The 25,768-nt window shown below is 58.4% G+C and carries 18 protein-coding genes; 16 read left to right on the top strand and 2 right to left on the bottom strand.

Annotated features, from left to right (window positions below; all coding sequences use genetic code 11):
- Positions 1 to 43 precede the first annotated feature (43 nt).
- The 10 genes from ACT3UM_RS10415 to betC all read left to right on the top strand — a co-directional run bounded on the left by ACT3UM_RS10415 (position 44) and on the right by betC (position 13,032).
- Positions 44 to 601: a response regulator gene (locus tag ACT3UM_RS10415; protein WP_498898511.1), complete on the top strand. Its 558-nt coding sequence runs from the start codon at positions 44 to 46 to the stop codon at positions 599 to 601.
- Between the two features lie 207 nt (positions 602 to 808).
- Positions 809 to 1,492 (top strand): LuxR C-terminal-related transcriptional regulator, encoded by a 684-nt coding sequence (locus ACT3UM_RS10410; RefSeq protein WP_498898509.1) that lies wholly within the window; start codon positions 809 to 811, stop codon positions 1,490 to 1,492.
- A 413-nt stretch (positions 1,493 to 1,905) separates the two neighbouring features.
- Positions 1,906 to 3,051: a choline metabolism transcriptional regulator GbdR gene (gene gbdR / locus ACT3UM_RS10405; protein WP_498898507.1), complete on the top strand. Its 1,146-nt coding sequence runs from the start codon at positions 1,906 to 1,908 to the stop codon at positions 3,049 to 3,051.
- A 210-nt stretch (positions 3,052 to 3,261) separates the two neighbouring features.
- A complete protein-coding gene (locus tag ACT3UM_RS10400; protein ID WP_498898768.1) occupies positions 3,262 to 4,263 on the top strand; it encodes a dipeptidase in 1,002 nt (333 codons plus the stop codon).
- A 180-nt stretch (positions 4,264 to 4,443) separates the two neighbouring features.
- The gene (locus ACT3UM_RS10395) at positions 4,444 to 4,989 is read left to right on the top strand and encodes a DUF5943 domain-containing protein (RefSeq protein WP_498898505.1); all 546 of its coding nucleotides are present in this window, start codon (positions 4,444 to 4,446) and stop codon (positions 4,987 to 4,989) included.
- Between the two features lie 23 nt (positions 4,990 to 5,012).
- Positions 5,013 to 7,097 (top strand): dimethylglycine demethylation protein DgcA, encoded by a 2,085-nt coding sequence (gene dgcA, locus ACT3UM_RS10390; RefSeq protein ID WP_498898503.1) that lies wholly within the window; start codon positions 5,013 to 5,015, stop codon positions 7,095 to 7,097.
- A gap of 221 nt (positions 7,098 to 7,318) precedes the next feature.
- Complete coding sequence (locus ACT3UM_RS10385) at positions 7,319 to 9,322, top strand: (Fe-S)-binding protein (RefSeq protein ID WP_498898501.1); 2,004 nt, start codon at positions 7,319 to 7,321, stop codon at positions 9,320 to 9,322.
- Positions 9,319 to 10,632, top strand: a complete 1,314-nt coding sequence (etfA, locus tag ACT3UM_RS10380) for an electron transfer flavoprotein subunit alpha (RefSeq protein WP_498898499.1) — start codon at positions 9,319 to 9,321, stop codon at positions 10,630 to 10,632. Before ACT3UM_RS10385 ends, etfA begins: the two co-directional genes overlap by 4 nt.
- On the top strand, positions 10,622 to 11,431 hold the full coding sequence (gene etfB / locus ACT3UM_RS10375; protein WP_498898497.1) for an electron transfer flavoprotein subunit beta: 810 nt from the start codon (positions 10,622 to 10,624) through the stop codon (positions 11,429 to 11,431). Before etfA ends, etfB begins: the two co-directional genes overlap by 11 nt.
- Positions 11,432 to 11,517: 86 nt before the next feature.
- Positions 11,518 to 13,032 carry a choline-sulfatase gene (betC, locus tag ACT3UM_RS10370; RefSeq protein ID WP_498898495.1) on the top strand — a complete coding sequence of 505 codons (1,515 nt, stop codon included), beginning with the start codon at positions 11,518 to 11,520 and terminating at the stop codon, positions 13,030 to 13,032.
- 94 nt (positions 13,033 to 13,126) lie between these two features.
- On the opposite strand, the gene ACT3UM_RS10365 is transcribed toward betC, so the two are convergent.
- On the bottom strand, positions 13,127 to 14,014 hold the full coding sequence (locus tag ACT3UM_RS10365; protein WP_498898493.1) for a DMT family transporter: 888 nt from the start codon (positions 14,012 to 14,014) through the stop codon (positions 13,127 to 13,129).
- A 67-nt stretch (positions 14,015 to 14,081) separates the two neighbouring features.
- Positions 14,082 to 15,662: a BCCT family transporter gene (locus tag ACT3UM_RS10360; protein WP_498898491.1), complete on the bottom strand. Its 1,581-nt coding sequence runs from the start codon at positions 15,660 to 15,662 to the stop codon at positions 14,082 to 14,084.
- A 244-nt stretch (positions 15,663 to 15,906) separates the two neighbouring features.
- On the opposite strand from ACT3UM_RS10360, the gene fdhA reads away from it, so the two are divergent.
- The 6 genes from fdhA (at position 15,907) to ACT3UM_RS10330 (ending at position 25,765) form a co-directional block, all read left to right on the top strand.
- The gene (fdhA, locus tag ACT3UM_RS10355; RefSeq protein ID WP_498898489.1) at positions 15,907 to 17,097 is read left to right on the top strand and encodes a formaldehyde dehydrogenase, glutathione-independent; all 1,191 of its coding nucleotides are present in this window, start codon (positions 15,907 to 15,909) and stop codon (positions 17,095 to 17,097) included.
- Positions 17,098 to 17,235: 138 nt separating this feature from the next.
- Positions 17,236 to 18,954, top strand: a complete 1,719-nt coding sequence (locus ACT3UM_RS10350; RefSeq protein ID WP_498898487.1) for an NADH-ubiquinone oxidoreductase-F iron-sulfur binding region domain-containing protein — start codon at positions 17,236 to 17,238, stop codon at positions 18,952 to 18,954.
- 11 nt (positions 18,955 to 18,965) lie between these two features.
- The gene (gene fdhF / locus ACT3UM_RS10345; protein ID WP_498898485.1) at positions 18,966 to 21,800 is read left to right on the top strand and encodes a formate dehydrogenase subunit alpha; all 2,835 of its coding nucleotides are present in this window, start codon (positions 18,966 to 18,968) and stop codon (positions 21,798 to 21,800) included.
- 289 nt (positions 21,801 to 22,089) lie between these two features.
- The gene (locus ACT3UM_RS10340) at positions 22,090 to 23,229 is read left to right on the top strand and encodes an ABC transporter ATP-binding protein (protein ID WP_498898483.1); all 1,140 of its coding nucleotides are present in this window, start codon (positions 22,090 to 22,092) and stop codon (positions 23,227 to 23,229) included.
- Between the two features lie 79 nt (positions 23,230 to 23,308).
- Positions 23,309 to 24,418 (top strand): extracellular solute-binding protein, encoded by a 1,110-nt coding sequence (locus ACT3UM_RS10335; protein WP_498898481.1) that lies wholly within the window; start codon positions 23,309 to 23,311, stop codon positions 24,416 to 24,418.
- Between the two features lie 93 nt (positions 24,419 to 24,511).
- On the top strand, positions 24,512 to 25,765 hold the full coding sequence (locus ACT3UM_RS10330) for an ABC transporter permease (RefSeq protein ID WP_498898479.1): 1,254 nt from the start codon (positions 24,512 to 24,514) through the stop codon (positions 25,763 to 25,765).
- Positions 25,766 to 25,768: the final 3 nt, after the last annotated feature.

The following is a 25,768-nucleotide window of genomic DNA, read 5'->3' as shown; positions in this document are numbered from 1 at the left end:
AGGACTTGCCGCGACACAGGTAGGCATGGGTGGAGGTGCGCGAATGAATCCACAGGGTAGTTCTGAGTCATCTATCAGGGTAGTCGTCGTCAACGAAAGCGGCTTCGTTCGTGAGGGGCTGTGTCGTGTCATTGAGCGTTTTAAAGATATTGAGGTGGTCGCCAGTATTTATAGCTCTGAGCAACTCTACGAAGTGGCCCAAAAGCTGCGCGTTGATGTGGTCTTGATTGATGCCCAGTTGCCTAGCCATACGGCATTTGAAGCAACCCGCCGTTTGCGTGAAAGTGGTGCAAAAATTGGGATTATTATTCTATCGATTAATCCGAGTGTTGCTGAAGTAAAGCGAGCGTTAGGGGGCGGCGCCAATGGTTTTTTATTGAGGGAGGCGGGTGTCAGCGAGCTTGAAATAGCGCTCCAAGCTGCGGTAAAAGGCAAAATATTTCTGTGCCCTACGATACTTAAGCGTTTATCTCACGAGCTGGCATTGAAAGACCTCACCCAAGATGTAGGTACGTTTATTGATCCTGCCCAAGGCAACTATTCGCTTGACGATATCATTAGCCAAGCACTCCACTTGGGCATCCTACAACCAGAACAGTAATCAGGGTTTTTGCTTATACTGATTTAGTCGTCAGTGAGTTACCTTGCGGGTCAAGTGGGCGCAACTTGCTTTGTTGCTGACCCCTTCGCCTTCTATTGCGTCCCGCAGCGGGAAGAAACTTAATAGACACACTATAACTAGTGAACCCGTGCTCGCGAGGGAGTTTTACTTCGGGGTTTATCTTGTCAAGGTCCGTGGCATATTTCCATGAAACGTACAGAAGATACCATCCGGATATTACTGGCTGATGAACATCGCCTAGTACGCTCCGCGATCAGCTCCCTTATCGAAACCTTTGACAATATGACGGTGGTTGCCGAGGTGGGTTATGAGCAACAGCTTATAAAAGAGGCTGCTGACTATGATGTGGAAGTGGCGCTGATTGATGCGGCAGTGTTCTATTTGAAAGGGCTTGAGACGCTGAGCAGACTGCGTGATCTTTGCCCCGGTATTCGGGTGGTAGTACTTTCCACTTATTCCAGCGATAGCTTTATTCGCCGTCTATTTGAGGAGGGCGCCTATGGGTTTCTTCACAAGAATGCGGATGTGAATGAACTGGAAATGGCTATTCGAAAAGCAGTGCTGGGCGAGCGGTTTGTATTTACGGCTATGGAGCCCGCTAAATTTGTCGATGCCGCTTCGGTGGTGGGGGCGGCGGCATTCCAGGGAAACCCGTTAACCTCACGTCAAAACGAAGTACTAAAACTGGTGGCCAGCGGTTTTCGCAGTAAAGCCATTGCCGATCAGCTCAATGTTAGTATTAAAACTGTTGAAACCCACCGTGCCGATATCATGCGCCGCCTAGGCGTTAGGCACACGGCAGGCTTAGTCCACGAAGCTATTCGGCTGGGCTTATTGGAGACGCCCCAAGACACTGATGGGCCTGGTTGAAGCTTACGGCTTGGAAATCTGACAGCTGGCTTCTCCGATGCCAGAAAAGCTGACCATAATCGCGTCGCCTAGCCGTCCTTCATATATCAGTTAGTGGATAGCAGCTTTTCCTCTGTTGATTAGAGAAGATGATGCGAGGAGAGAGCTGCGGTTAAGTCTGAATTTGTTGTCTCCGTTAACCTAACCAAGAGTTTCGGAAGCGACCTCCAGCATTGTATTTGCGACTGATCGCCAGATTCGCGTGATAGTGTTGTCGCTTTCCGTCCTGTTCATGCCAATATACGACCAAAGAGCAATGCCCCTCCTGCACGAGCAAAGTATTCACGACAGTAAGGGGGGAAACTAAAATACGCCAGCGACGCCTATACTAATAAGAAAAAAATGATGATTAAAAGGTGACGGAGGGTAAAACCATGACATCAAATCAAGCAAAAGACCCGGCAGCAAAGACTGATCGGGCGGGTGAACCGCAAACCCTTGGCTTTCTGCTGTTAGATAATTTCACACTGATTTCTCTGGCCTCCGCGATAGACCCTTTGCGGATGGCTAATCAATTAGCCGGCCGTGAGTTGTATCGCTGGTATACCTTGACTCAAGACGGTATGCCCGTGCGTGCCAGCGATGGGCTGCATGTGACCCCTGATGCCTCTATGCATACCCCGCTATCGCTTGAGTGGGTGGTCGTTTGTGGTGGGGTAGGCCCTCACCACAGTGTCACCCGCGAGCACGTGCGCTGGCTGCAGTCCCAGTCGCGCCAGCTAAAACGATTAGGTTCGGTCTGTACGGGCAGTTGGGCGCTGGGTCAGGCGGGGCTGCTTGATTACTACCAAACCAGCGTGCACTGGGAGTGCCTGGCCTCCATGCAGGAAGCGTTCCCTAACGTCATTCTGACCCCGCACCTTTTCTCTATTGATCGTGATCGGTTCACCGCCTCTGGCGGCACCGCACCGCTGGATATGATGCTAAATCTGATTGCCCACGACCATGGGCGTGAGCTTTCGGCAGGTATCTCCGAGATGTTTATCTACGAGCGTGTGCGTAACGAGCAGGATCAGCAGCGTGTGCCGCTCAAGCACGTGCTAGGTACTACCCAGCCCAAGCTGCTGGAGATTGTGGCGTTGATGGAATCCAACCTTGAGGAGCCGATCGAACTCGATGAGCTGGCAAGGTATGTGGATGTTTCACGGCGCCAGTTAGAAAGGTTGTTCCAGCGCTACCTACTCTGCTCTCCGTCTCGCTATTACCTCAAGCTACGCTTGGTGCGTGCCCGGCAATTGCTCAAGCAAACGCCTCTCTCGATCATCGAAATTGCGTCCGTTTGCGGCTTTGTCTCTACGCCCCATTTTTCCAAGTGTTACCGTGAATACTTTGGGGTGCCGCCGAGGAATGAGCGCTTGGGTGTGCATGACCGTCAAGGAAATAACCCCGCTAAGTCGCCATCGCTAATTAAGCGATGGGGGGGCGAGCCTTACAAAAGCGAACCTCTTTCGAGTGCCCAGCAGGCGCTTGCCCATGCCCAGGGCGAGCCTACCTTTGCCAGCGTGACGCTACTGAGCTGATAGGTACTTCGTCACCACTATTTCAAACCTGTTGCCCACCTCCGGGCAGCAGGTTTTTTAGTGGCTGCTATCTCTAAAGTACTCCTCCTCCTCTGCAAAGGTTAGCGGGTGCGCGGGTAGTGGTCGTGTTCACGACACCATGACGCTTTTGGAATTTCCGCCGTCGTTTCCAAGAGCAGTCCAATCCAACGTCAGCGCTATGCTCGCTACATTAACCAATGTTGGAGCTTAGCCATGACCCCCTCTGAATTGCACAATGACGCCATCGTCATTGATGGTCTGATCATCGCCAAATGGAACCGTGAACTGCTAGAGGACATGCGTCGCGGCGGTCTTACCGCTGCCAACTGCACCGTCTCCGTGTGGGAAGGTTTTCAGGCCACGGTCGATAATATCGTCAAGTCCAACCAGCTGATGGCGGAGTGTAGCGACCTGGTGCGCCCGGTACGGACGACTGCTGACATCACTCGCGCAAAAGAAGAGGGCAAGACCGGCATTATCTTCGGCTTCCAGAATGCCCACGCCTTTGAAGACCAAATTGGCTACGTAGAGATCTTCAAACAGCTGGGCGTGGGCATCGTACAGATGTGCTACAACACCCAGAACCTGGTGGGTACCGGCTGCTACGAGCGGGATGGCGGATTATCCGGGTTTGGTCGTGAAATCGTTGCAGAGATGAACCGCGTCGGCATTATGTGCGACCTCTCCCACGTCGGTGCCAAAACCTCAGAGGAAGTCATTCTCGAATCCCAAAAACCGGTCTGCTACTCCCACTGCCTGCCCTCGGGTCTCAAAGAGCACCCGCGCAATAAATCCGATCAAGAGCTCAAGTTTATTGCCGACCACGGCGGTTTTGTGGGTGTCACCATGTTTACCCCGTTCCTCAAAAAAGGCATCGATTCCACCATCGAGGATTATTGCGAGGCCATCGAGTACATCATGAATATCGTCGGTGAGGACGCTATCGGCATCGGTACCGATTTCACTCAAGGGCATGGTCAAGAGTTTTTCGAGTGGCTGACTCATGACAAGGGCTACGCCCGTCGCCTGACGGACTTTGGCAAGATCATCAACCCTGAGGGTATCCGCACCATTGGTGAGTTCCCCAATCTCACCGAGGCGCTCTTGAAGCGCGGTATGAGTGAATCCCAGGTGCGCAAGATCATGGGCGAGAACTGGGTGCGCGTGCTTAAGGATGTCTGGGGCGCCTGACTAAGTGCAGGCGGCTGTCTCCGAAGTGAGGGGCGCCGGGAGCATGCCGTAGAGGAGGTCCGACGCCAGGGATGGCGTCGGTAGCGTCCCAAGGATGGATTCATAGCGCCTCCTCGTAGGCATGCTCCCGGGGTAGCCCCGTCGATAACCTGACATAACAATGATTCGAGGAATACAACCGTGACCAAACTGGCCCCCGCACTGCCCATTGAAGTGGATAGCGAAACAGGCGTCTGGACGAGCGACGCCCTGCCGATGCTCTATGTACCACGGCACTTTTTTATCAACAACCATGTGGCCGTCGAAGAGGCGCTGGGTGCCGAGAAGTATGCCGAGATTCTCTATCACGCCGGCTACAAGAGTGCTTGGCACTGGTGTGAAAAAGAGGCCGAATGCCACGGCATCGAAGGTGTGGCCGTCTTCGAACACTACATGAACCGTCTCTCCCAGCGCGGCTGGGGGCTTTTCCTTACTGAGCAGATCGATCTCGAGTCGGGCACGGCTCAGGTGCGTCTCGAACACAGCGCTTTCGTTTACCAATTGGGCAAGACCGGTAAAAAAGAGGAGTACATGTTCACCGGCTGGTTCGCCGGTGCCATGGATCAAATCCTCGCTGCCAGCGGGAGCTCGCTGCGCACTGTGGCCGAGCAGACCCAGAGTGCCGCCGAAGAGGGCTGTGACATCGGCCTCTTTACCGTCCAGCCGTTGACCGACGCCGCCCGCTAGCCAGGGGGAGAGGAGAGACAAACATGGCATTCGACGCAATTTTCGAGCCTATCGACATCGGCAAGCTGACCATTCGCAACCGTGTGGTCAGCACCGCTCACGCTGAGGTGCATGCCACCGACGGCGGTATGACCACGGAGCGCTACGTCAGGTACTACGAGGAGAAGGCCAAAGGGGGCTGTGGTCTATGTATTTGCGGTGGCTCATCGGTGGTTTCCATCGATAGCCCCCAGGGCTGGTGGAGCTCGGTAAATCTGTCCACTGATCGCATTATTCCGCACTTTCAGAATTTGGCCGATGCTGTGCATAAGCATGGCGGCAAGATCATGATCCAGATTACCCATATGGGGCGCCGCTCCCGCTGGGACGGTTTCGACTGGTCGACCCTGGTATCACCCTCTGGTATCCGCGAGCCGGTGCACCGCTCGACCTGCAAGACCATTGAGGAAGAAGAGATCTGGCGTATTGTTGGTGACTTCGCCCAGGCCGCGCGGCGTGCAAAGGAAGGGGGCCTCGACGGCGTTGAACTCTCTGCCGTGCACCAGCATTTGATCGATCAGTTCTGGAGCCCACGAGTCAATAAGCGTGAGGATGAGTGGGGCGGTAGTTTCGAGAACCGTATGCGCTTCGGTATGGAAGTGCTTAAAGCCGTACGTGCTGAAGTGGGCGACGACTTCTGCGTCGGCATGCGCATTTGCGGCGACGAGTTCCACCCGGACGGTCTTTCTCACGACGATATGAAACAGATCGCCGCTTATTACGATGCCACCGGTATGGTGGACTTCTTCGGCGTCATCGGCTCCGGTTGCGATACCCACAACACCTTGGCCAACGTCATTCCTAATATGTCCTACCCGCCAGAGCCTTTCCTGCACTTGGCGGCGGGGATCAAGGAAGTGGTGAACGTGCCGGTGATTCACGCCCAGAACATTAAGGATCCCAATCAGGCTCAGCGTATCCTCGAAGGGGGCTACGTAGACCTGGTAGGCATGACCCGGGCACATATTGCCGACCCTCACCTGATCGCCAAGATCAAGATGGGCCAGATTGATCAGATCAAACAGTGCGTGGGCGCTAACTACTGCATCGACCGCCAGTACCAGGGGCTGGATGTACTGTGCATCCAGAATGCGGCGACGTCCCGGGAGTACATGGGGTTGCCCCACATCATTGAGAAAACCGAGGGCGCCAAACGCAAAGTCGTCGTGGTGGGCGGTGGCCCCGGCGGGATGGAGGCGGCGCGTGTCGCTGCTGAGCGCGGTCACGACGTCACTCTGTTTGAGGTTGCTGACGCTTTGGGTGGGCAGATCACGATTGCCGCCCAGGCCCCACAGCGCGATCAGATTGCCGGTATCACTCGCTGGTTTCAACTAGAGCTGGCGCGGCTAAAAGTCGACCTGCGTCTGGGTACTCGCGCCGATGAGGAAACGCTGCTCGATCTGCGTCCGGATATCGTGGTGCTTGCCACCGGTGGCCAGCCCTTCCTTAGCCAGCACCCAGACTGGGGCTACTCGGAGAATGCCGAGGAGAGCCTGGTAGTCAGCACCTGGGATATTCTCTCAGGCAAAGTGGCGCCAGGTAACAACGTGCTGATTTACGACGCCATCTGCGAGTTCTCAGGCGTCTCTGCAGCAGATTTTCTCGCCGACAAGGGCGCCAAGGTGGAGATCGTCACCGACGATATCAAGCCCGGTGCGGCGGTGGGCGGAACCACTTTCCCCACCTACTACCGCAGCCTTTACGAGAAGGAGGTGATCATGTCCTCCGACCTGATGCTGCATAAGGTTTACCGCGAGGGCGACGGCTTGGTGGCGGTGCTCGAAAATGAGTACACCGGGGCTTTGGAAGAGCGCGTGGTGGATCAGGTGGTGGTCGAGAACGGCGTGCGCCCCGATGAAGCGCTTTATTACGCACTTAAAGAACAGTCCCGCAACAAGGGACAGGTGGATTTGGAAGCGCTTTACGCTATTCAGCCGCAGCCGAGCCTGGTTGATGAGAAAGGCAAGGAAGGAGATGGCTTCCTGCTGTTCCGTCTGGGCGACTGCACGGCACCGCGTAACACCCATGCGGCCATCTACGATGCCCTGCGGATCTGCAAGGACTTTTGATCTGAGCGAGAGCCAGCGCCAGCGCGCCGGGGGCAGGCCGTAGCGAGGGTCTTTTGCCAGGGCCGTAAAACAGTTCCATAAGTTTACGGCATTTCCGCCATCCATGGCGGGCAGATGGCAAAAGTAGCGCCCAAGGATGGGTTTACAGCGCCCTCGCGTAGGTCTGCCCCCGGCGCAGCGCCGCCGCCAAAGCCAATGGTACCAAAGATGAGGTGAGCACCATGCTCGAAACGCTCTTGCCGATACTGATTTTTACTGCCTTGGCTCTGGCAGTAATCGGCGCTGTACGCCGTATACGCCTGTGGCGTCAGGGCCGCCCCTCGCGGGTAAACCTGTTTAAGGGGCTGGTGGCCCTGCCGCGCCGCTATTTGGTGGATCTACACCATGTAGTGGGGCGTGACAAAATGATCTCCAACACCCACGTGGCCACCGCCGGTGGCTTCGTGGCTGCCGCCGTGTTGATGATCCTGGTGCACGGTCTGGGTATCGCCAACCCATTGTTAGGCGGATTACTGCTACTGGCTAGCGCCTCCATGTTCATCGGTAGTCTCTTCGTGGCGCGGCGGCGGCTTAACCCTCCTGCTCGGCTCTCCAAGGGCCCCTGGATGCGCCTGCCCAAGAGTCTGATGGCGTTTTCGATAAGCGTCTTCCTGATCACGCTGCCCACGGTAGGTCTGCTGCCTGAAGGTTTGCTTGAAGGGGGCAGTAGTTGGCTGCTGGCACTGGTATTAGCGGGCGTCGTGGCCTGGGGCCTGGGGGAGATGTTCTTCGGCATGACCTGGGGCGGGCCCATGAAGCACGCCTTCGCCGGTGCTTTACATCTGGCCTTCCATCGACGCGCCGAACGCTTTTCCTCCAAGAAAGGGGGCGCTGGCCGGTCAACGGGCCTCAAGGCACTCAACCTTGAGGATGAAGCGGCGCCTCTGGGCGTGGAAAAGCCTGCCGACTTTACCTGGAATCAGCTGCTTGGCTTCGACGCCTGCGTACAATGTGGTCGCTGCGAAGCGGTGTGCCCGGCGTTTGCCGCCGGTCAGCCGCTCAACCCCAAGAAGCTGATCCAGGACATGGTGGTGGGTATGGCTGGGGGGAGCGATGCTGGCTATGCCGGTTCTCCTTATCCTGATAAGCCAGTGGGCGAGTACCAGGGCTCTCCCCATGGGCCCATTGTGGCTCTGCAAGGGAAAGCGTTGGTTGACGCCGACACTCTCTGGTCTTGCACGACTTGCCGCGCCTGCGTCGAAGAGTGCCCGATGATGATCGAGCACGTGGATGCGATTGTCGATATGCGCCGCCACTTGACGCTCGAGCGCGGTAAAACGCCCAACAAAGGCGCCGAAGTGCTCGATAATCTGATCGCCACCGACAATCCCGGCGGTTTCGACCCTGGCTCGCGGCTCAACTGGGCGGCGGATCTTAACCTACCGCTCATGGCCGACATCAAGCAGGTCGACGTGCTGTTGTGGCTGGGGGATGGCGCCTTTGATATGCGTAACCAGCGCACTCTGCGGGCACTCATTAAAGTGTTGAAGGCCGCCGAGGTAGACTTCGCGGTATTAGGGGCTGAAGAGCGCGACAGCGGCGACGTGGCGCGGCGTCTGGGCGATGAAGCGACGTTCCAGTCCCTGGCGAAGCGCAATATTGCCACCCTGGCCAAGTATCGCTTCTTGCAGATTGTTACCTGCGACCCCCACAGCTTTCACGTGCTGGGCAATGAGTACGGCGAGCTGGGCGGTCATTATGAGGTACGTCATCACAGCACCTTTATCGCCGAACTGTACGAGGCTGGCCGGTTGACCTTTGCCCCCTGGAAAGGCGGCAGCGTCACCTATCACGACCCGTGTTACCTGGGCCGCTATAATGGTGAATACGAGGCACCACGTAACGTGCTTAAGGCGCTGGGCATCGAGGTCAAGGAGATGGAACGCTCCGGTTACCGCTCGCGCTGCTGCGGCGGCGGCGGCGGGGCACCGATTACCGATATTCCCGGCAAGCAGCGGATTCCCGACATGCGCATGAATGACGTCAAAGAGAGCGGCGCCGAACTGGTCGCAGTGGGCTGCCCTCAATGTACCGCCATGCTGGAAGGGGTGGTGGATGCCAGCGCCGAAGTGCGCGATATCGCCGAACTGGTGGCCGATGCGCTGGTTGAGCGTTCCGCTGACGATGTGTCCGGCGCACCCCGCCGAACCACTGCATCGACGACTGCTGAAGAGGTGATCGTATGAGTGAGATTATTCGCCGCGACCCACGTCGTGAGTGGATCGCCCGAAACCGTCTGCACCCCGACAACGCCGCGGTGCTGGCCGCCCTGGGTGTAAACAGGGGCGGCGGAGCGGTTAGCGAATGGATGGGCCCCAACGGCGTGGTGCGCAAGGATCCTCGTGCCATCGGCTTTATCGGCCCCAATGGCGTCAAACGGATTGACCGTAGTGGCCTCCAGCAAGGAGGGCAGTCCACCGCAACAACGACGGCGGCCCGCGATAGCCGCCGCACGGTGACGATTGATCAACCCGCCTTCCTGGTGGCCGTGGTGCCCGATATGACCGGCGGGCGTCTCTCAGGTCACGACAAGGACCTGCTGGGCCTGGCCCGACGTGTGGCGGATGCCGACGCCGAACAGCCCGGCGCTGTGGTGGCGATCCTGTTTGGTGAGTATAAGGGCGAGGGGGGCGGCGAGCTTAAGGAGCGGGCGCTGGGCGAAGCCGGTATCGATCGCGTCGTGCATCTTGATGATGAGTTTTACGCGGGGTTTGCGCCTGAAGCGCGTTTGGCGGCTTTAAGCGCCGTCGAACGGGAGATGACGCCGCGCTTCTGGCTATTGCCAGACTCACCCCTGGGCGGAGCCGACCTGGGGCGGCGGCTTGCCTTACGTCTGGGTGAACGCGCTGCCACGGGGGTGTGGCAGGTGGAAGCGGATAATGAGGCCTCTTTGGGTTGGCGCTGTACTGCCCGTGGTGCCGCTGGGAGCCTGGATATCCAGCGCCCTCTGCCGCGTGTTGCGCTGGCGCTGGCCGAGTGCGCCGAGCCGGTGGATGAGACGCGTCACGCGGCTGAGCACCTGAGTCTGGCGGCAACAATCCCCACCACCCTATCGCGTATAGAAGACCTGGGGCAGGTGGCCGTGGATCCCGCTGGCGTAGCGCTGGCTGAGGCAGAGTTCATCCTCTCCGGTGGCAACGGAGTTAAACAGTGGGATGCCTTCCACCACGCCGCGAAAGTGCTGGGCGCTACCGAAGGGGCATCGCGTGTTGCCGTGGACGATGGCTTTATGGCCCGTGACCGTCAGGTGGGGGCGTCTGGCACCTGGGTGTCCGCGCGTGTCTACGTGGCGGTGGGCATCTCGGGGGCTATCCAGCACCTACAGGGCATTCAGCACTGTGACAAGGTCGTGGCTATCAATCTCAATGCTGGCTGCGATATGGTCAAACGTGCTGATCTCGCGGTGATTGGCGAGGCTGGTGAGGTGCTTGCTGCGCTGGTCGCTCGGGTCGAGCGTTATCAAGAACAGCAGCAGGAGAATCGCGATGCCGCATAACGCCAAGTCATTGAGTAGCGACGGGTTCAGCGTTGCCGTTCTGGTGTCGGTGGGGCGTCATCCACTGACCGCGCGGGCGCGGCATGCTGAGCATGACGCCCGTGCGGTGGAAATGGCATTGTCCCTTGGTGACGCCACCGTTCAACTCATTCATGCTGACAACAGTGCTACCTCCAGTGAGGAAGCCCTGCGTGGCTATCTGGGGATGGGAATTAGCAGGGTCAAACGCATTCAGCAGGCCCCAAATGCCGATGTTGTCCCGGCCTTAGCAAACATACTGCGATTCGCGGCACCACAACTGGTGCTGACGGGGACGCGCGCCGAGACGGGTGAGGGCTCGGGCCTAGTGCCATATATGCTGGCCGAAATGCTGGGCTGGCCACTTATCAGTGGCTTAGCCAAAGTGGAAAGCATCGATCAGGGAGTGGCCACGGTGCTACAGGCCCTGCCGCGAGGTAAGCGCCGTCGTCTGCGGGTACGCTTACCTGCCATCGCCACGGTGGATAACAGCGCGCCGGCCGCTCGCCAGAGCGCCTTTGGCCCAGCGCGACGCGGTGAGCTGGCTGATTGCGCCTGTGCTAGCGTGATTGACGAACTACAAGCACAGTGGCGCGTTCAGCCTGCACGCAAGCGGCCCAAGCGGCTTAAGATCGTCAAGTCTGCCTCGGCGCGTGACCGTTTCAAAGCAGCTGCCGCCAAGGCCGATAGTAACGGTGGTCAACTGCTGAGTGATGTGACGCCGGAACAGGGCGCCGAGGCGATTTTTACGCTACTCAAGGAAGAAGGTGTATTGCGTTGAGGTTAATCTAAGTTAGCGCGTTTTTCCTTCGCAAATAAATGCACGCTGAGCCTGCAATATCCAAATTCAACAATACTGGGGCGGCAATGACTAAACCTAATATTTTGGTACTGATGGCTGATCAGGTTAACGGTACGCTGTTTGATGACGGGCCAGCAGACTTTCTGCACATGCCACACCTGAAAGCGTTGGCCAAGCGCTCGGTACGCTTCCGCAATGCTTATACTCCCAGCTATCTGTGCGCCCCCGGTCGTGCCGCCTTTATGTCGGGTCAGCTCCCATCGCGAACCGGTGTCTACGACAATGCCGCCGAGTTCCCCTCAAGCATTCCGACCTGGGCGCACCATCTACGCCGTGCCGGTTACCACACCTGCCTATCAGGCAAAATGCACTACGTCGGCCCGGATCAGTTGCACGGCTTTGAGTCGCGCCTGACTACCGATGTCTATCCGGCTGACTTTGGCTGGACGCCTGACTACCGCAAACCCGGTGAGCGTATTGACTGGTGGTACCACAACCTGGGTTCGGTGACCGGTGCCGGTGTGGCTGAGATCAGCAACCAGATGGAGTATGACGACGAGGTCGCTTTCCATGCCGAGCAGAAACTCTACGATCTGGCGCGTGGTCAAGGGGAGCGACCTTGGGCGCTGTGCGTGAGTTTTACTCACCCCCACGACCCTTACGTGGCGCGGCGCAAGTTCTGGGATCTCTATAACGACTGCGAGCACCTTGAGCCGCAAGTGAGCGAGATTGCTTACCACCAGCAGGATGCTCACTCGCAGCGCATCTTCAACGCCAACGACTATACCAAGTTTGATATTCAGCCTGAGAATATCCGCCGCGCGCGCCAGGGTTATTTTGCCAACCTGTCCTACATCGATGACAAAGTGGGTGGCATTATTGACGTGCTTGAGCGCACCCGCATGCTCGACAACACCATTATTCTGTTTGTTTCTGATCACGGAGATATGCTCGGGGAGCGCGGATTATGGTTCAAAATGAGCCCCTACGAAGGTTCATCGCGCGTGCCGTTGATGATTAGCGCGCCGGGAATCGAACCGCGCCGGGTTGACGATCCGGTATCGGCGATGGATGTTAATGCCACCCTGGCCGACCTGGTGGGTATCGACCTTAGCGCGATCGAACCGTGGACCGACGGTGAGTCGCTACTGCCGCTTATGCAGGGGGGCAGCCGCAAGACTCCGGTATACATGGAGTACGCCGCTGAGGGCAGCTATGCGCCGTTGGTGACTATCCGTCAGGGTCACTATAAGTTTAACCACTGCGAGCTCGATCCACCGCAGTTGTTTAATCTCGAAGAAGATCCGCAGGAGCTTAACAATCTGGCCGAGGATCTTGCGCATACCGAACTGCTCAATGAGTTTCAGCAACACTGCCGCGAGCGCTGGGACATGGCTCGCTTCGACGCCGAGGTGCGCGAGAGCCAGGCACGCCGACTGATCGTCTACGAGGCGCTGCGCAATGGTGCTTACTACCCTTGGGATTACCAGCCGTTGCAGGTGGCCTCAGAGCGCTACATGCGCAACCATATGGATCTCAATATACTCGAAGAGAATAAGCGCTTTCCCCGTGGAGAGTAAGCAGCGATAACCGCTCGACAGCTACTTACGAAAACCCCATCTCGTCTCTAATCACCGTTCAAGCCCGCTTCCTGGCGGGCTTTCTGTTTATTGGCTATTTGACGTTAAAGCCTGGGTAAAGCTGCAGATGCTGCCTTTCAAGGCGCAATCCTAGCCAGGCATGCAGTACCAGCACTAGGATAACCACGCCACCGCCGACCAGCGTCGAGGTGGTGGGGGTTTCTCCCAATAACCACCACACCCACAGCGTGCCCAGTGCGGTTTCGACCAGATAAAACAGCGCCACTTCCGTCGACGACAGGTAACGGGTGGCGCTATTGATCAGCACTGTGGCCAAGGGCATCTGCACCAGCCCCATTAGTGCCAGTACGCCATAGCGCTGGGCATCAAGCGAGAGTGGTGACGCCATGGGCAGGGCAATGGCCGCCGAAAGGAGCCCCCCGCCGGCAATCACCGTCATAGGGTCAATCACTGGATAGCGGCGTAGCAGGGTCAGGTTACCGCCGATGGCCGCTGCAGCTGCCAAGGCATACAGGTTACCTGCCAGCATCCCCATGGCGCCTTCGCCCATGAATACCAGGCCCATCCCCAGCATACAGACGGCAATGGCCACCAGCGTTCGTTGTGCGACTCTTTCACCCAGGAAAATCCTTGAAAACAGCGCGGCAAACAGCGGCGCTGTACTTAGGATCACCACCACATTGGCCACGTTGGCGTTCATGACCGCCAGCACAAACAGGCTGGATATCAGACCCAGCAGCAAGGCCGAGGCTAGCGAGGAAAAGGGGCTGTTTCTCAGTGTCGCCAACCGTTTGCCAGCACTACACAGCACCCCGAGCACGCAGAACATCAATAAACCGCGCCAGAATACGATGGTCCAGCCATCGGTATTGGCCAGGCGTATCAACAGACCGTCGAAGCTGAGAAACACCACGCCCAGGATGACTATAAGCAGACCGCGCTGGTAAGGGGTTGCCTGCATTGTTGTGACTCCCTGCTGGCAAAAAAAAGAAAACCGCCCGCCGGATAGGCGGGCGGTTTAGAGGTGATTAACTAGCGACTTTTGGCATCGCGTTGATCTGCTGCCACTCCTTGTGAAGCCCTTTGTAAAGGCTAAAGCACATCACCAGAAGCACCAGCGTAAAGGGTAGTCCCGTGGCTACCGCACCCGCTTGCAGCGCGCTGAGTGCCGTGCTTCCACCGCCGTAGAGCAGCACGCCCGCAATAATACCTTCCAACGCTGCCCAAAACACTCGCTGACCCTTGGGCGCATCGGTCTTGCCGCCTGCGGTGATGCTATCAATCACCAGCGAGCCGGAGTCTGAAGAGGTAATGAAGAATACCAGCACCAGAATAATCGCCAGTGTCGAGGTGATGCTGGTCAGAGGGAGTTGCTCCAGCATGTGGAACATGGCGAGTGAGACGTCGCCAATGCCGTTGGCCAGTTCACCAACGCCGTTTGAAGCCTGATAAAGTGCCGTTCCACCAAAGGCACTCATCCATACCAGCGTGACCAGCGTGGGTACCAGCAGCACCGCGATCAGGAACTCACGCACTGTACGGCCCCGGGATACACGGGCGATAAACATGCCCACAAACGGGGACCAGGAGATCCACCACGCCCAATAGAAGATGGTCCAGCCGTGGTACCAGACGTCGTCGTCGCGGCCAATCCAGTTCGACAGCGGCAGAAGGTGACCCACATAATCCATCGCGGTGGTGCCAATGCCGTTCAGAATCATCAGGGTTGGCCCGGCGATGAACACAAACAGCAGTAGCGCCGCGGCGATGACCATGTTGATGTTTGAGAATAGCTTGACGCCACCGTCGAGTCCTCGCCATACAGAGAACAGCGCGATCACCGTGACCACCACGATAATCGCCAACTGGGTGCCGATGGTATTGGGAATGCCGAACACATAGGCAAGCCCGCTGGCCGCTTGGGTAGCACCAAAACCAAGCGAGGTAGCCAGGCCAAAAATGGTGGAGAGTACGGCAAGAATATCGATGATATGGCCTGCCCAGCCGCGGGTCCGCTCGCCCAAAATCGGGTAAAAGGCAGAGCGAAGCGTAAGGGGGAGGCCCTTGTTATAGGCAAAGAAGGCCAGTGACAGCGCGACTACACCGTAGATCGCCCAGGGGTGCAGGCCCCAGTGGAACATGGTTGCCCCCATCGCGGCACTGGCCCCTGCTGGGGTGCCCGCTGGCGTGTTTAAGGGCGTACCGTACCAGTCGGTGTAATAGGCCACCGGTTCGGCAACGCTCCAGAACATCAAGCCGATACCCATGCCCGCCGCAAACAGCATGGCGAACCAGGAGGTGCGCGAGTATTCCGGTTTTGCATCCTTGCCGCCTAGCCGAATCCGCCCGAGTGGCAAGCAGATCAGTACAAGGCAAAACACCACAAAAATATTGCCTGCAATCATAAACAGCCAGTCGAAGTGTTCGATCGACCAGTTCTTGGCAAGCCCCAAGTGCGTATTAGCAGCATCTGGATAGACCAGCGCGTAGATAATAAACAGTAGGATGGCGAGAGCGGAAAGCGGAAAGACGGGGTTATGAAAGTCCAACCCCAAAATCTGAGTATTGTCCTGTCCGGGTGACAGGGCCGGGTCGTCGTTGTTCTTCATCAGGTTTCCTTGGTGGCTCTTGTTAGACGTCGGATATGCGTCACCATTGCCGACGCTATGAATTGTTGGGCCTGTTGCAAAGAGGGAATGTCGTGAAAGCGACCTCTATCTATTCGTCTTGGCTAGGATGTCTTGAATAGATACGTGAGTGCCTTATTCGGGTAAGTCCTTAAGCGCGGAGGGGATAGGGTGGGAAAGCGCAATCAACCATCATGAACAGAACAATAAGCCACAGGAGCCAGCCATGAATGCAGCCAACCGCGGAGTGGTCTACAAGGGGCCGGGTGAGGTCGCCGTTGAGTCCATCGCCTATCCTGAACTCGCCCTCGGCAATCGCAAATGCGAGCACGGCGTGATTCTCAAAGTAGTCACCACCAATATCTGTGGCAGCGACCAGCATATGGTACGCGGCCGCACGACCGCTCCATCAGGCCTGGTACTCGGCCACGAAATCACTGGTTTGGTGATTGAGGCCGGCCGCGATGTTGAATTCATCAAGCCGGGCGATCTGGTCTCGGTGCCGTTCAATATTGCCTGCGGCCGCTGCCGCAACTGCAAGGAAGGCCGCACCGGTATCTGTCTCAACGTTAATCCAGCTCGCCCTGGCGCCGCCTATGGCTATGTGGATATGGGCGGCTGGGTCGGCGGCCAGACTGAATATGTCATGGTACCCTACGCCGACTTTAACCTGCTGAAGTTCCCGGATGCCGATCAGGCCATGGAGAAGATCAAGGATCTGACCCTGCTCTCCGATATCTTCCCCACCGGTTTCCACGGCTGCGTGACCGCCGGTGTCGGCCCGGGGAGCACCGTCTATATCGCCGGTGCTGGGCCCGTGGGGCTGGCTGCTGCGGTTTCCGCTCAGCTGCTGGGTGCGGCCTGCGTGATCGTCGGCGATATGATCGAAGAGCGCCTGGCCCAAGCGCGCAGCTTTGGCTGTGAGACCATCGACCTGACCCAGGACGGTGACATGGCCGACAAGATCGAGGTGATCCTCGGCGAGCGTGAGGTCGATGCCTTTGTCGACTGCGTAGGCTTTGAAGCCCACGCCTGTGGCTGCAATCACGGCAAAGAAGCGCCTGCGACGGTGCTCAACTCTGCGATGTCGTTGACCCGCGCGGGTGGCCAGATCGGTATCCCAGGCCTGTACGTGACCGAAGATCCCGGCGCAGAAGACGAGGCTGCCAAGCAGGGCGCGCTGAGCATGCGCTTTGGCCTCGGCTGGGCCAAGTCACACAGTTTCCATACGGGACAGTGCCCGGTGATGAAGTACCATCGCCCATTGATGCAGGCTATTCTGTTCGGCAAGGTCAATATTGCCGATGCGGTTAATGTCCAAATGATTAACCTGGATCAGGCGCCCCAGGGCTATGCCGACTTCGATGGCGGCGCTGCCAAGAAATTCGTTATTGACCCCCATGGCAGCGTGGCTTAATAGCTTATTTAATAAGTACTGAGCAACAAGCCCTGACCCCTGCCTGAGGGCAGGTTAGTGCGACCCTAGACGGCGCCCCGCGGGGTGCCGTCTTTGTTCATTTGGCAAAAAGCTGATCAAGATAATAATGAGTAACCCATGACCGTCCAGACCGTGATCCCCAAGCGCCGCTTCCGCGGCAAGCCCCGCGGCCGTGAACTCGACCCCCATCTTCTTGAGGCGTTGCGTGAGCTGCTGGGCGACGAACGCCAGGACGCCACGCTGCGCCGCCGCGACCTACTGATTGAACACCTGCATGCCCTTCAGGATAACCGCGGCCATCTGCTGCTGGCGGAGCTGCGTGCTCTGGCGGCTTATATGAACCTGCCCATGGCGGCCGTTTACGAAACCGCCACCTTCTACGCCCACTTCGATGTCATTCACGACGACCAGTTGCCGCCGCCCGCGGTGACCATTCGCGTCTGCGACTCCCTAACCTGCCAATTGGCCGGAGCCGAGGCGCTAAAGGCACAGCTGGAAGCGAACGTGGATATCGAGCAGGTGCGAGTGCTGCGCGCTCCTTGCATGGGGCGCTGCGACACCGCGCCGGTGGCGGAAGTGGGGCACTATCATGTGCCGTTCGCTACTCAGGCGCGTATCGCGTCGGTGATCGAGGAGGCGCACTTTCACCCCGACCCCGTCGATTGGCAGCGACTGGACGACTATCGCCGCGAGGGTGGTTTCGCGCTACTGCAAGCCTGTCGCGAGGGAGAGGTCACGGTGGAAGCGCTGATGGAGGCGATGCAGCAGGCCAATCTGCGCGGCCTGGGTGGCGCGGGTTTCCCTACCTTCAAAAAGTGGACGTTCGTGCGCCAGGAAACTGGCCCACGCTACTGCGCGATCAACGCCGACGAGGGCGAGCCCGGTACCTTCAAGGATCGCTATTACCTGGAAAATTCGCCGCACCAGTTTCTTGAAGGTGCCTTGGTCAGCGCCTGGGCGGTAGAGGCCGAGGCGCTGTATATCTATCTGCGCGATGAGTATCCGGCGTTACACGGCGTACTGCGCGAGGCCATTGACGAACTGGAGGCCGCTGGTCTGGTGGCGCCGGGTTATATCGTACTGCGTCGTGGTGCTGGGGCCTATATCTGCGGCGAAGAGTCAGCGATGATCGAGTCGCTGGAAGGCAAACCTGGCAAGCCCCGTCATCGACCTCCCTTCGTGGCTCAAAAAGGGCTATTTGATCGGCCGACGCTGGTCAATAACGTCGAGACCGTCTACTGGATCCCCATGATCTGGCAGCGTGGCGCTGAGGCTTTCTCCAGCCAGGGTCGCCACGGCCGCGTAGGGTTACGCAGTTTCTCGGTCTCGGGTCGGGTCAAGCAGCCCGGTGTGTATTTGGCGCCCGCGGGGATAACACTACAGGAATTAATTGACGAGTATTGCGGCGGCATGGCCGACGGCCACCGCCTGGCGGCCTACCTGCCCGGCGGCGCCTCCGGCGGCATTCTGCCCGCTACCAAGGCCGATATTCCCCTCGACTTCGACACTCTTCAGGAGCACGGCTGTTTTATCGGTTCCGCTGCGGTGATCGTGCTTTCCGATCAGGACGATCTGCGCGGGGTGGCTACCAACCTATTGGCCTTCTTTGCCGATGAATCCTGTGGCCAATGCACACCCTGCCGGGTGGGCACGGAAAAAATGCTCACGCTGCTCGAACGCAACGAGTGGGATGCCGGGCTGATGACGCAGCTCTCCCAGGTAATGATCGATGCCTCCATTTGCGGGCTCGGCCAGGCGGCGCCTAACCCGGTGCTGGGGCTGCTCAAGGATTTTCGCGGTGAACTTGCCGCCCAGAACGTCATCGTCAAGGGATAAGGGAGATGAGCATGAGTGAACAGAGCTTAAACCAAAGCTTTACCCTGACCCTGGATGGCATCGAAGTGAGTGCCCAGCCAGGCGAAAGCCTCTGGCAGGTGGCCAAGCGCGCCGGCGAGACCATTCCCCACCTGTGTTTTAAGGACACAAGCGGCTACCGCGCCGACGGCAACTGCCGCGCCTGTATGGTGGAAATCGAGGGCGAGCGTACCCTGGCCGCCAGCTGTCTGCGCGAAGCGGCCCCCGGTATGGTGGTCAAGAGCGCCAACTCTGAACGCGCGCACACGGCCCGCAAGATGGTCATGGAAATGCTGCTGGTCGACCAGCCTGAGCGGGAAGAGAGCCCCGACAGCTCAAGCCATTTCTGGGCCATGGCTGACCAGCTGGCCATTGATGCCACGGCGGTGCGTCGCAAGCTGCCCAGGCGCGACGAGCGCGCGGCGCCCACCGTGCACCATGTGGCTTCCCGGGCAGACAGCTTGGCGCAGGACAGCAGCCACTCAGCCATGCGCGTCAACCTTGACGCCTGCATCGAGTGCAACCTGTGTGTGCGTGCCTGTCGCGAAGTCCAGGTCAACGACGTTATCGGCCTGGCGCATCGCGGTGCGGCGTCCAAGATCGTGTTTGATTTCGACGACCCTATGGGGGATAGCACCTGCGTGGCCTGTGGCGAGTGTGTTCAAGCCTGCCCCACCGGCGCTCTGATGCCTGCTACCCTGGTTGATCAGGCGGGCCACGGCGACTCTGCCGTAGCTGACCGTAAGGTGGACTCGGTATGCCCCTACTGCGGGGTGGGTTGCCAGCTTACATACCATATCAAGGACGATGAGATCCTTTATGTGGAGGGCCGCGACGGCCCCTCTAACGAGAACCGGCTATGTGTTAAAGGCCGCTTCGGCTATGACTATCCGCGCCATCCATCCCGGCTTGTTACCCCGCTGATTCGTCGCGAGGGTGTCGCAAAGGGGATCGACCCGGACTTCGACCCCGCCCAGCCCCTGACGCATTTCCGCGAGGCGAGCTGGGATGAGGCCCTGGATTTTGCTACCAGCGGACTTGTCGACCTTAAAGCGAGCCATGGCCCTGACGCCCTGGCTGGGTTCGGCAGCGCCAAGTGCTCCAACGAAGAGGCGTGGCTGTTCCAGAAGCTGGTGCGTACCGGCTTTGGCTCCAACCATGTGGATCACTGTACCCGCTTGTGCCACGCAAGCTCCGTGGCGGCACTCATGGAGTGTATTGGCTCGGGCTCGGTAACCGCCTCCTTTATGCAGGCCAGCCAGGCCGATGTGGTGATTCTTACCGGCTGTAATCCCGCGGTGAACCATCCGGTGGCGGCCACCTTCTTTAAACAGGCCGCCAAGCGCGGTACCAAGATAGTGATAATCGACCCCCGTGGTCAGTCGCTGGATGCCTACGCCCACCTGAGCGTGCGCTTTTCACCGGGGGCTGATGTGGCGCTGTTCAATGCCATCCTCAATGTGGTCATCAGCGAGGAGCTTTATGACACGGCCTATATCGCCGAGCATACCGAGGGCTTTGAGGCCCTTAAAATGCACACGGTGGACATGACCCCCGAAGCGATGAGCGGCCTGTGCGGCGTTGAGCCCGAGACCATCCGCGAAGTGGCCAGGCTCTACGCCAACGCCGAGCGGGCAATGATTTTCTGGGGCATGGGCATTTCCCAGCACACCCACGGTACCGATAACGCCCGCTGCCTGATCTCGCTGGCATTGGCCTGCGGCCAGACCGGTCGCCCCGGCACCGGCCTGCATCCTTTGCGGGGGCAGAACAACGTTCAGGGGGCTTCTGATGCCGGGCTGATTCCCATGGTTATGCCCGACTACCAGCCGGTCAATGATGATCAAGTTCGTGCGGCGTTCGAAGAACTGTGGAATACCAAACTGGATCCCACGCCGGGTCTCACCGTGGTGGAAATTATGGACGCTATCACCGCGGGCACCATTCGCGGCATGTATATCCAGGGTGAAAACCCGGCGATGTCCGACCCGGATCTGGCCCATGCCCGGGTCGCCCTGGCCAAGCTGGAACATCTGGTGGTGCAGGATCTGTTTGTCACCGAGACCGCCCAGTTTGCCGATGTCATCCTGCCGGCCTCCGCCTGGCCGGAGAAAAACGGCACCGTCACCAACACCAATCGGCAAGTGCAGATGGGACGTGCGGCGCTGCCGTTGCCGGGCCAGGCCAAGCCGGACTGGTGGATTATCCAGGAAATCGCCAAACGTTTTGGTCTGGGGTGGGATTACCAGCACCCACGGGACGTCTTCGCCGAGATGAAGCAAGGCATGGCCTCTCTCGACCATATTTCCTGGGAGCGTTTGGAGCGCGAGCAGTCGGTGACCTACCCCTGCCCAGCGGAGGACGCGCCGGGGCACGACGTGGTCTTCAGCGATGCGTTTCCCACCGCCAGCGGCCGGGCGAAGTTCGCCCCCACGCGCCCGCTGCCACCGGATGAGCCGGTCGACAACGACTACCCAACAGTACTGACCACCGGGCGCCAGTTAGAGCACTGGCATACCGGTTCGATGACCCGGCGCGCCAAAGTGCTTGATGACCTGGAACCGGAAGCCGTAGCGAGCCTGGCCCCCGCTGAGTTTATTCGTCTGGGAATGGCGCCGGGCGATGACCTGACCATCGCCACCCGGCGGGGCTCCATCACTCTCAAAGCAAGGACGGATCCGGGGATGCCCGAGGGCATGGTGTTCGTGCCTTTCTGTTACGGGGAGGCAGCGGCGAACCTGTTAACCAATCCGGCGCTGGATCCTTTTGGCAAGATTCCGGAGTTCAAGTATGCCGCCTGTCATTTGAGCCCTGCGGGTGCGGCCTGATCAATGGCAACGACCTATCGCCCATGGAGAAACTTCCATGGGCGATGTCGTGAATCGACGTTAAAGGACCCCGGACGTAGTTGACTTTGCTGTGCCTGTGGCATGTTGATATTCAACGCTAATTGTCCCGACGAAAATTGTAATGCGCCACGAGCAACCCTTATGGTCGTTAACAAGCATTAAGAAAAAAATATAAATCAATCAGGTTCCAGGGGATGCGTGTCGGTGTGTGTGCGTGTTGGATTGCGTACTCGCTTCGCCGCAACGGGACTGTCAACGGGGAATTTGCATGAATGAGACCCTTGCAGACGCTGGGGAGGAAACGGCCTCGACGACAGACGCGTCGTCGTGTTTTGCCCGCTTCGTCAATGTTCAAAAGAGTTATGACGGTGTCGAGTTGGTCGTCAAGGGTTTCAACCTAGACATCCGCAAGGGTGAATTCGTCACCCTGCTGGGCCCTTCGGGCTCCGGTAAGACCACTTGCCTGATGATGATGGCGGGCTTTGAAACCCCCACCCACGGTGAGATCCTGCTCAAGAACGAGCCGATCAACGGCTTGCCCCCGCACAACCGCGGCATTGGCATGGTGTTCCAGAACTATGCGCTGTTCCCGCACATGACAGTGGCCGAGAACCTCGCCTTCCCGCTCGAAGTACGTCATCTCAACAAAGCCCAGATCAAAGAGAAGGTTGATAAGGCACTGGCCATGGTGCGCCTGGAGGAGTTTGGTGACCGTCGCCCGGCGCAGCTCTCCGGCGGTCAGCAACAGCGCGTGGCGTTGGCTCGAGCGTTGGTCTTTGAGCCTGAGTTGGTGCTGATGGACGAACCGCTAGGCGCGCTGGACAAGAATCTACGTGAAGAGATGCAGTACGAAATAAAGCGCATCCACGCCAGCCTTGGGGTGACCATGATCTATGTCACCCACGATCAGACCGAAGCACTCACCATGTCCGACCGTATCGCGGTATTCAATGACGGCGTGGTGCAGCAGTTGGCGTCCCCAGATGAGCTATACGAGCGACCGGAAAATGCCTTTGTGGCGTATTTTATCGGGGAGAATAACCGACTGCTTGGCGAGGTCAGCGAGTACCGCGGCGATGACTGCAAAGTACGCCTCGATAGCGGCGACACCGTGATAGCCAAACCGGTGGCGGTAGGCGACGTGGGGTCGCGAACGACGCTATCGTTGCGCCCCGAGCGAGTCAGCATCCTGCGCGACGATGCCGCAGAGCGGTTCGACAATCAGTTTACCGCTACCGTGCAGGAGGTCATCTATCTTGGCGACCACCTGCGTACGCGGGTGGCGGTGTGCGGTAACGATGATTTCATCCTCAAGACGCCCAATGCCCAAGGCGTTGGCGTTATGCGCCCTGGCCAGCAGATTCAGGTCGGCTGGTCGAGTGCCGATTGCCGCGCGCTGGATGCCTGAGTAGGACGGCAGTCGAAATCGCCGTATCGCGGCATCCCATGGTGTCGGCGGCAAGTGTCACAACAACCGGAGAATCTCTATGAAGACCATTATCCGCAAGCGCGTTCTCAAGGCAGGCATCGCTGTGGTGGGGCTATCGTCACTCGCCGTGGCGGTCAGTGCCCATGCCCAGCAGACGCTGAACATTGTTTCCTGGGGCGGTGCTTACAGCATGAGTCAGCACGAGGCTTATGATAAGCCCTGGATTGAGCAGACCGGCGATGAGATCGTCAATATCGACCGCAGCGGTAACGCGCTTGCCGGTCTGCGCGCTCAATCCCAGGCTGGCAACGTTACCTGGGATCTGGTTGATATGCTCCCTGCCGATGCCATGATCGCCTGTGCCGAAGGGCTTATCGAGCCACTTGATCACGATGAACTGCTGGCCGACGCCCCGGATGGTACGCCGCCCAGTGAGGACTTCGTCGACGGCGCTTTGGGTGACTGCTTTGTGGCATCCATCGTCTATTCCAATATCGTCGCTTTTAATAGCGAGATGTTCCCCGAAGATGACCAGCCCAGCACCATTGAGGATGTCTTCGACCTGGAAAACTATCCCGGCAAGCGCGCCCTGCTGCGCAAGCCGATCAACAACATGGAATGGGCCTTGATCGCCGATGGCGTTGATCGCGAAGAGGTTTACGCGATGCTTGAGACCGAAGAAGGCGTGCAGCGTGCCTTCGACAAGCTCGATACCATCAAAGACGAAGTCATCTGGTGGGAAGAGGGCGCACAGCCGCCTCAGTTGCTAGCCGATCAGGAAGTTGCCTTTGCCTCCGCCTACAATGGCCGGATCTTCAATGCCATGGTGACTGAAGACCAGCCCTTCGAGATCATCTGGGACGCCCAGGTGTTCGAACTGGATGGCTGGGTTGTGCCCACCGGTAAACTCGACAAGGTGAAGGATTATCTCTATTTCGCCACCGATACCCAACGACTCGCTGATCAGGCGCAATACATCTCGTACGGCCCGGCACGCCTCTCTTCCTCTGAGCTGGTTTCGACCCATGCCGAAACCGGTATCGAAATGACGCCGCACATGCCGACCTACGAGCCCAACTTCGCAACGGCGCTGCAGAAAGATGATTTGTTCTGGGCCGACTACAACGATGAGTTGACCCAGCGCTTCAACGCCTGGCTGTCCCAGTAAGGTTTTGCCGCCGCCGTCCGGTGAAAACCGGGCGGCGGTATGTCGATAGCCGATCGTTGCTGATCGCTTCTTTCGCCTGATGGAGAGACCTACGTGTCCGAATCTCCTGCAGCCCCTTTGAGAACGGCCGATGGTGTGCCGCTCAAGGTCAGTCTGCGTCGTACCGTGCGACGCTCGAAAATCAAGGCGCTGTTGCTGGTCGCGCCACTGCTGACATTTCTGTTCATCGCCTTCCTGATGCCCTTGTTCGAAATGCTATGGCGCAGTGTCGATAACCCTGAAGTATCCACCCACCTATCGCGTACCGTTTCAGCGCTAGATGGCTGGAACGGTGAGTCGTTACCCGGTGAAGCCGCCTTTGCGGCCTTGGCCGAGGATCTTCGCGAAGGCCAGCAGGAACGAAACTTGGGCCTGTTGTCCAGCCGACTCAACTATGAGAAGTCGGGCATGCGCTCGACCATCAGTCGCACGGCGCGTCGTGTTGGCACATTGGAGCCGCCCTATCGCGAGTCCCTCATCGAGGTCAATGACACCTGGGGAGAGCTCGATACGTGGAAGCTGATCCAGCGTGAGGCGTCTCCCTATACGATTTCGTATTACCTGGCGGCGGTCGACCTCCAGTTGAGCCCAGACGGCGAGATCGTCAAGGTGCCGGAGCACATGCGAATCCACGCCACCCTGTTCTGGCGAACGCTGTGGATGAGTGCTGTCATCACCGGCCTGACGCTGCTGCTCGGTTACCCGGTCGCTTTCCTGCTGGCGAGCCTTCCGGCGCGTCACTCCAACCTGCTGATGATTCTGGTATTGCTGCCGTTCTGGACCTCGCTGCTGGTGCGCACCACCACCTGGATCGCCATCCTGCAATCGCAGGGCGTGTTGAACGATATAATGGTATTTCTTGGGGTGATTGCTGATGAGGCCAGATGGCAGATGATTCACAACAAGATGGGCACCATCATCGCCATGACGCACATCCTATTGCCTTTTATGATCCTGCCGCTCTACTCGGTAATGAAGACCATCCCGCCCAGCTACATGCGGGCGGCACGCTCACTGGGGGGCAAGCCGTTTCTGAGCTTCCGCCGGGTCTATTTCCCGCTGACGATTCCGGGCATTGCCGCCGGCGGCATCCTGGTGTTCATCCTGTCCATCGGCTACTACATCACACCGGCGCTGGTGGGCGGTCAGTCGGGGCGCTTCATTACCAACTATATCGCTTACCATATGCAGACATCGCTCAACTGGGGTCTGGCGGCTGCTATAGCCTCAATTCTGCTGTTCGTGGTGATTATCTGCTATCTGGTATTCAATCGCCTGATCGGCGTCGACAAGGTTAAGCTGGGGTAAACG

The sequence above is a fragment of the Halomonas sp. AOP13-D3-9 genome, from assembly GCF_052379125.1.
In the GTDB taxonomy this organism is placed as follows: Bacteria; Pseudomonadota; Gammaproteobacteria; order Pseudomonadales; family Halomonadaceae; genus Vreelandella.
This window is presented reverse-complemented; position numbering and strand designations above follow the sequence as displayed.